The 6,584-nt window shown below is 50.4% G+C and carries 5 protein-coding genes and 1 pseudogene; 1 reads left to right on the top strand and 5 read right to left on the bottom strand.

From position 1 onward, the window contains the following. The first annotated feature begins 88 nt into the window (after positions 1 to 88). Positions 89 to 1,090, top strand: a complete 1,002-nt coding sequence (locus L5470_RS12785) for an AI-2E family transporter (RefSeq protein WP_499500195.1) — start codon at positions 89 to 91, stop codon at positions 1,088 to 1,090. Here the strand turns inward: L5470_RS12785 and L5470_RS12780 are convergent. The 5 genes and pseudogenes from L5470_RS12780 to L5470_RS12760 form a co-directional block, all read right to left on the bottom strand. Continuing rightward, positions 1,083 to 1,280 (bottom strand): annotated as a pseudogene (locus L5470_RS12780) (hypothetical protein); the annotation flags it as partial. The gene L5470_RS12785 and the pseudogene L5470_RS12780 overlap by 8 nt on opposite strands. Before the next feature lie 128 nt (positions 1,281 to 1,408). Beyond that, complete coding sequence (locus L5470_RS12775) at positions 1,409 to 2,125, bottom strand: biotin--[acetyl-CoA-carboxylase] ligase (RefSeq protein WP_499500194.1); 717 nt, start codon at positions 2,123 to 2,125, stop codon at positions 1,409 to 1,411. Then, entirely contained in the window at positions 2,126 to 3,736 is a 1,611-nt protein-coding gene (locus L5470_RS12770) for an NYN domain-containing protein (protein ID WP_499500193.1), read from the bottom strand. It lies immediately after the preceding gene. Positions 3,737 to 3,815: 79 nt separating this feature from the next. Beyond that, positions 3,816 to 5,447, bottom strand: coding sequence for a helicase HerA domain-containing protein (locus L5470_RS12765; RefSeq protein ID WP_499500192.1), 1,632 nt, complete (start codon positions 5,445 to 5,447; stop codon positions 3,816 to 3,818). Positions 5,448 to 6,339: 892 nt separating this feature from the next. Then, positions 6,340 to 6,584: hypothetical protein (locus L5470_RS12760; RefSeq protein ID WP_499500191.1), on the bottom strand; the 245-nt coding region annotated here is incomplete at its 5' end.

Genomic DNA, 6,584 nt, shown 5'->3' with positions numbered 1-6,584 from the left:
GCTCTCTTTGTGATGCTCTCGGCACTCACGCCCGGAGATGCCAGCCCCACTCGGGTGGCAGCGCAAGTTGTWHCDDKGATTGGTTTTTTTGGCGGTGGTACTAGCAACTGCCCTCAACTGGTTCCAACTGCATTTGCAACGCTTAGGGTTCCGCAGAGGTCGGGCGATCGCCATCAGTATTAGCCTCAGTTTTTTCCTCATTGCTGGCTTCTTTCTAATTATCATTCCCCCCTTTCTCCAAGAAGCACAGCAGTTAGGCGTGCTCATTCCCAAGGGCTTGGGACGGGTAGAGCAATGGCTCGACGACATGAATCATATGCTACCGAATACGGGGTTGGATGATACTCCCTTGTTAAACCGCCTTGTCACTCAACTGGAGCCGTTTCTAGACCGCATTTTTAATAACTTCTTTGCCCTTTTTTCCAATACCTTAGCGGTGTTGTTGAATACCCTTTTGGTTCTTGTGCTAACGGTGATGCTGGTGATCAATCCCCAGCCCTATCGCAACGGCTTTGTACGCCTCTTTCCCGCGTTTTACCGCTCTCGCATTAATGCAATTCTCACCCAAAGCGAGCAGGCATTGCTGGCATGGCTAGCAGGAACAGGCCTAAATATGCTTGTGATTGGCGTAGTTAGTGGTCTAGTACTAGCCCTGCTAGGGGTGCGCTTAGTCTTAGCGAACGCCTTCTTAGCCGGACTGCTTGAGGCAATCCCTAATATTGGCCCAGCCTTAAGTGTGATTCCACCAATGATCATCGCCTTTATTGACGAGCCATGGCGAGCCGCTGCTGTACTGGCGGCCTACATTGTCATTCAGCAACTAGAACAGTACCTTCTTGTGCCCCTCGTCATGGCAAAACAGGTGGATTTACTCCCTGCTGTGACCCTAGTCTCACAAATTGTCTTTGCCATTTTCTTTGGTTTTCTAGGCTTACTTTTGGCCTTGCCCTTAGTCATTGTTGGCCAGATATGGTTTAGTGAAATTGTTCTTAAGGACATTCTCGATTGCTGGCAGGCGGAGCAACCCGATGCGTCAACTCCGGCTGAAGCAGCAGTGTTAACAGACCCCAGTGAAGCACCTCCTATATAGCCTTTGCGGCGTTGCTGAATAGGAATATGATTTCCTGTAAGATGGGCACATCACGGAATTTGAGGGACTGACGTAGCAATCGAATTGGGTGCTTCAGCATGTCTAGGGACTTGGACTAGCACAATGTCTTCCGATGCAACCAAGCAAGATAGTGTCGAAATCGCGTGTTTTCTCCCTCAACTCGCGTCATGTCGTCAAATGTGCTGCGCTCAACTGCATGATTCCGATCGCGAAGCCCGAGAGCTACAAGGTTAAAGCTTAATACCAAGACTAGGTAGCTCTGACCGTTTTCCTAATCATGCCACAACGCCTCGTAAATTACTCGTAAATTATATGACCACTGGCAACCGTAACGACCTCACCACCGGCCAACCGCAACTGTAGATGACCCTTGGTATTGATGCCAGCGCCTTCTCCTTGCCACAGAGCGGGGGCTATCTTCTGTTGTTGTGTGACCTCTGTAACTTTAATGGCGCGACCCCGCAAAAAGTCCCGCTGACTCACGGCGCTCAACCAGTCGATGGAACTCTCCCAACACCATAACAGTTCCTCGCGAATGGCCATTAACAAGTCTAGTTCCGTCGGTAGTGCGGTTGCTTCGGCCACTAGGGTTTGCAAACTAATGGCTTGCGGCAGCTCATCTTTGCTGAGGTTAAGACCAACCCCGACCACTAGCCATCCTTGATGGTGCTCACACAGAAGACCCGCTAATTTTTTCCCCTGGGCCATAACATCGTTAGGCCACTTGAGTTGTAGCTGCTGCCGCAACGAGGGCACCACAGATTCAACCGCCTGCACGACTGCTAACCCCGCCACCAAGCTGGGGGCAACGATCGCTGGGGAGGCGGTCACCACAAAGGAGGCAGTAAAACCTCCTGAGCGCCACTGTCGTCCATACTGGCCGCGACCGTGGGTTTGATTGCGGGTATAAATAACTTGGCCGTGATAGAGACTATTGGCATGGCGCAATGCCCACGTATTCGTACTGTCGCAGGTCTCTAACCAAGTCAACCACGGGGGGAGGGGCTGACTCATCTAGCTCTCACCTTGGCTAGACACTGATGGCGGCTTCGGGGACTTAAACGGCAAGAGTTCCTCTAATAGTTCTGGCTTTGGGTGCTCTTGCAAGGGGTGCAGATGAGGCTGAAGCAGTTGACCAATCCACTGTCGTAAGGACGCTTGGCACTGAGCTTCATCGGTAATCGATGCAGCTACAAAGTAGCGATCGCCCCCTTCTGGCGCCGGCACCAGAATMCCCGCCTCTTGACAATTAACTAAGGCCGTTTCAACGTGGCTTGGTGTTAGCTGTGTTGATGTAGTTTTGAGGAATAGGGCAGCAAGCTCTGGTAACTGAGCCGCCACATCACGGTGCTGAAGCAACCATGGCAAGACCTCGGCAAAGGTAGCGGGGAGGGCTAAGGTACATCGTTGTTGTGCCAATAGTGCCCGATAGGTGGCCAAGCTATGGAGCGGACGTTTCTCAAAGTTGGCTACGGCGATCGCCCCTGGGGGCAAAGACTCGCGCAATCCTAGCTTCAGTTGGTTAGGGCTGCCCTGGAGATGAAACACACAAAACACCGTATTTTTGCAAACGTAACGCAGATACTCCGAAAATTTAACCATCCCCAGTTGCAGGATATGAAACTGGGGTAGCAGCGCCTGCACCGCTTCTTGAACTTTACTGATTGCTAGCCCCTCTTGCCGCAGCATAGCAGCACAGTGAGGATCGCGACGGTACCACTCAAGCACTTCACGGGTTTTGGCGATCGCCCCTTCTGCTTGACAGGTAGCGCTGCCCCTGAGAGCCTGACAAAGCCGTTGATTATCTGGATCCGCAGGCAGCGCCTTGAGAACAGGGGGACTAGCAATCGCAGGAGGTGCAGCCAACGGCGGTTCGGACTGCCGTGCTAGGGTAGGGTCTGGAATGTGAACAAAGACATCACAAATCGCTTGGAAGCTTTTGCCCGCCGCATCTTCGTAGGCACAGCCAATCACGGTTTTGCCGTACTGCCGCAGTTTTTTAGCAAGGGAACMAAACCCGCCGTCGCCAGAGACAATCACAAAGGTGTCTAGCTGCGGATCTTGGAAGATTGCATCGGTCACATCAATGGCCAACTGAATATCAGCGGCATTTTTACGATTTTCGTAAGAAAATCCAAAGACTTGTACGGGCTCAATTCCCAGTTGGTGCATTTCCCGTCGTAGGGGGCCTAAGCGGGTATCGCTCCAGTTGGCATAGGCTCGCTGCAACAGTACCCGCTCAATGGGATAGACTTCAGTAATGCGCTCTTGGATAGACTTCAGGGAAATTTTGGCAACATCAGAAGTTCTAATGTTGTAGCCCTTAATCAGGTTTTCAATATCATAAAAGATTGCTGTGCGACGGGTTGCACTAGAGGCAGGCAGACGATCCAGTTTAGTTTCTACATCAGCTAGTTTGCGCTCAACAGCGGCTAAGGCCATCTCAAAGGTATGCATAGCTGAATCGGAGGCGTGAGTTCGTCGGCGATCGCTCAGCCAACTGCCGACCAACGCACCAGCAGAACTCACCGCTACAATCGGCATGGGTTGCCGCACAAAGGCGATCGCCACTGAACCAGCGACTACCGCACCTAGAGGAGGTATGCACCACTGCTGCCATCTCATACTTTTTGTATCTTACCGTAACCGTTTCTCTCGACGCTGAGCCACTAGGTACAGTGTGCTCAACCTCCCCAAGAGTCAATTAAAGACCTAAGTCAGCTTTAGCAGCTTGAGCCGCCTCTAACAATAACGGTGTGGGTAACTCTGGCCAAGGAATATCCGCCATCTCTTCATAAAAGGTTTCATCATAACTACGGGTTTGGATCACCACTGGCATGGGCACGGCATGACCCAACACCAGTGCCTGCTGCTTTGAGTCGAGTTTAGCTAAAACAGAGCGCAATTGCTGAGAACCTGCCACCCCCGTAAAAATAGCTTCAATATCCTTTTCATCGTTAAGCAGAGCAGTAATGCGGGTGCCAATCTGGGACATAATCTCACTGTCAATGCCAGAGGGGCGCTGATCCACCACGAGCAAGGTGACAAAGTACTTGCGCATTTCGCGGGCAATGGTGCCAAAAATGGTTTGCTTTACTGTGGCAGGGTCTAAAAAGCGATGGGCTTCTTCAATGGTAATCACCAATTGATGGGGGCGATCGCTGGGGTTTTTCGTTTGCAAAAAGACCTCGGACTGTTGCACATAGGCATGGTGAATTCGCCGCGCAATAATATTCGTCGCCAACATATAGGAGAGCATATTGGCTTGAGAGCCAAACTCAATAACCACATGCTGCCCAGCAGCAAGGGTATCAAGAATTTGACCAATATAGTTCTTTGCACAACTATTGCGTAGGTACTTCAGTTGCTCCAGCCGCGTGAGCTTACGCTGCAAGGCCATAATCGAGGCTTTGCTGCCCATCTTGGTTTCACAAAACTCTTGAATCTCTTGGTTTGTCATCCCCAGCAGACGGCTAATCCAGCTTCTGCCAAATTCATTGCGCAGGATGATCGCATTTTCAAGACTTGCTTCCGACAGATTCAGCTCCGCTTGGACAAGGGCAAGGTCCTCGACTTCAATTTGGTCAAAACCAATATAAAGCTCTTGGGCATCTCGCMCCCCCCGCCGCTGGGTGGACTCTGGGTCTAAAGTATAAATTTTGACACAGTGAGGAAATAGTTGCCGCAGACCCTTGACAGTACTAAAGTGCTTGCCTTCGCGGGTTGCTTCCCAGCCATACTCCGAGTGCATATCAAAAATGAGGTTTACCGCCGCCTGCTTGCGGATAATGCCCGACAGGAGCAGGCGAGTCAAAAAGGATTTTCCGGTACCCGACTTACCAAAAACGCCATTACTGCGCTCGACAAAGCGATCCAAATCCAAGCAAATGGGCACCTGCATCTCAAGGGGATAACCAATGGCAAAATTGCGCCGCTGTGGATCCCCCTCCCAGCCAAAGACTGCACGAAAGTCCTGATCACTCGCTTCATAAACCGGGCTAAAATGACCGGGAATGGTTTTCACCGGAAGTAAATCACTGCCCGCCTCGCCAATCATCAGCATCGGCGCCAGACTCAGCGTGGCAAAGGTACCCGTCCCCGCCAACACCTCTTGCAAAAACGTATCGTCCAACGCCGGTGGATTTAGCAAGATACGCGGATTAGCCGTGTCGAGAACCACATCCGTAAGGAGGCAAAAAAAACGATTGCGGCGGCCTTGCACAACCAGAAATTGCCCTACCCGCAGTTCTTCAACAGCCACATCGCCACTGAGGCGAACCTCTAAGCCTTGACTCAACGAGCCTTGAACAACAATACCCAATTGTGTTTGTGCCATGCCTACTGTAACAGTGCAGTTTCAAGCAGTCTCCCTACCTTTGCATATTTACGCGCATACTTACGCCCCACCTGTAGCAAGGGTAACGCTGTGCTCCGTTCCGGTGATCAACCGAAACTATTGGAGATTAGTATTTCGCCATCTATAATGGCTTGTGCAATATACGGCAATAATTGTCTGTAGATTAGCACTGCCACGTTGACATACTCCCCATGCCTAAAGGCAGGGGATTCTTGTTCTTGGTTCTGCGACAGCACCTATCGCATCAGGTTGTCCTGCTACGACAGCGGTGCTTATCTCCCCAAGCGTTCCCCCTTGCGGGGCAGTTCCCTTTTGCCCAAAGGTACTGTTAAACCAACCAAAAAAACTTAGGTTGTTTTCTAGCCGTTAGGCTATTGGGTTTTTAGAGAGGTTGATTACCCTTACCTCTGGTTTTAGTTTAAACTAAAACCACTCTAAAAGACGAGTTTTTAGGCCTAAAATTTTCGATAACACAACATGCGCCTTATATCCCCATGCCTAAAGGCAGGGGATTCTTGTTCTTGGTTCTGCGACAGCACTTATCGCATCAGGTTGCCCTGCTACGACAGCGGTGCTTATCTCCCCAAGCGTTCCCCCTTGCGGGGCAGTTCCCTTTTGCCCAAAGGTACTGTTAAACCAACCAAAAAAACTTAGGTTGTTTTCTAGCCGTTAGGCTATTGGGTTTTTAGAGAGGTTGATTACCCTTACCTCTGGTTTTAGTTTAATCTAAAACCACTCTAAAAGACAAGTTTTTAGACCCAAAATTTTTGATAACACAACATGCGCCTTATATCCCCATGCCTGAAGGCAGGGGCTTTACGGCGTTTTTTTGTAATAAAATATCATTATGTTAGTCAGAGAAGCCAAGCTACTAAACGGCACAGCAGAGCAGTATCAGGCTCTGGATGAAGCCATCCGCACCGCTCAGTTTGTCAGAAACAAATGTGTGCGGTACTGGATGGACAACAAGAGCGTAAACAAAGCTGTTCTCTATGCCCACTGCAAACTCTTTAGCTAAGTCTTTGCAGTGGGCATAGAGAACAGCTTTGTTTACGCTCTTGTTGTCCATCCAGTACCGCACACATTTGTTTCTGACAAACTGAGCGGTGCGGATGG

Origin of the sequence: Synechococcus sp. PCC 6717, from assembly GCF_022698185.1 — a bacterium.
Classification (GTDB): domain Bacteria; phylum Cyanobacteriota; class Cyanobacteriia; order Thermosynechococcales; family Thermosynechococcaceae; genus Thermosynechococcus; species Thermosynechococcus lividus.
Note: the sequence above shows the minus strand (reverse complement) of the source record. Positions and strands in the feature narration are given on the sequence as shown.

What these genes read in the sequence shown, in the direction of transcription:
- L5470_RS12775 (WP_499500194.1), bottom strand. Translation starts at nt 2,125, where the DNA reads ATGAGTCAGCCCCTCCCCCCGTGGTTGACTTGGTTAGAGACCTGCGAC.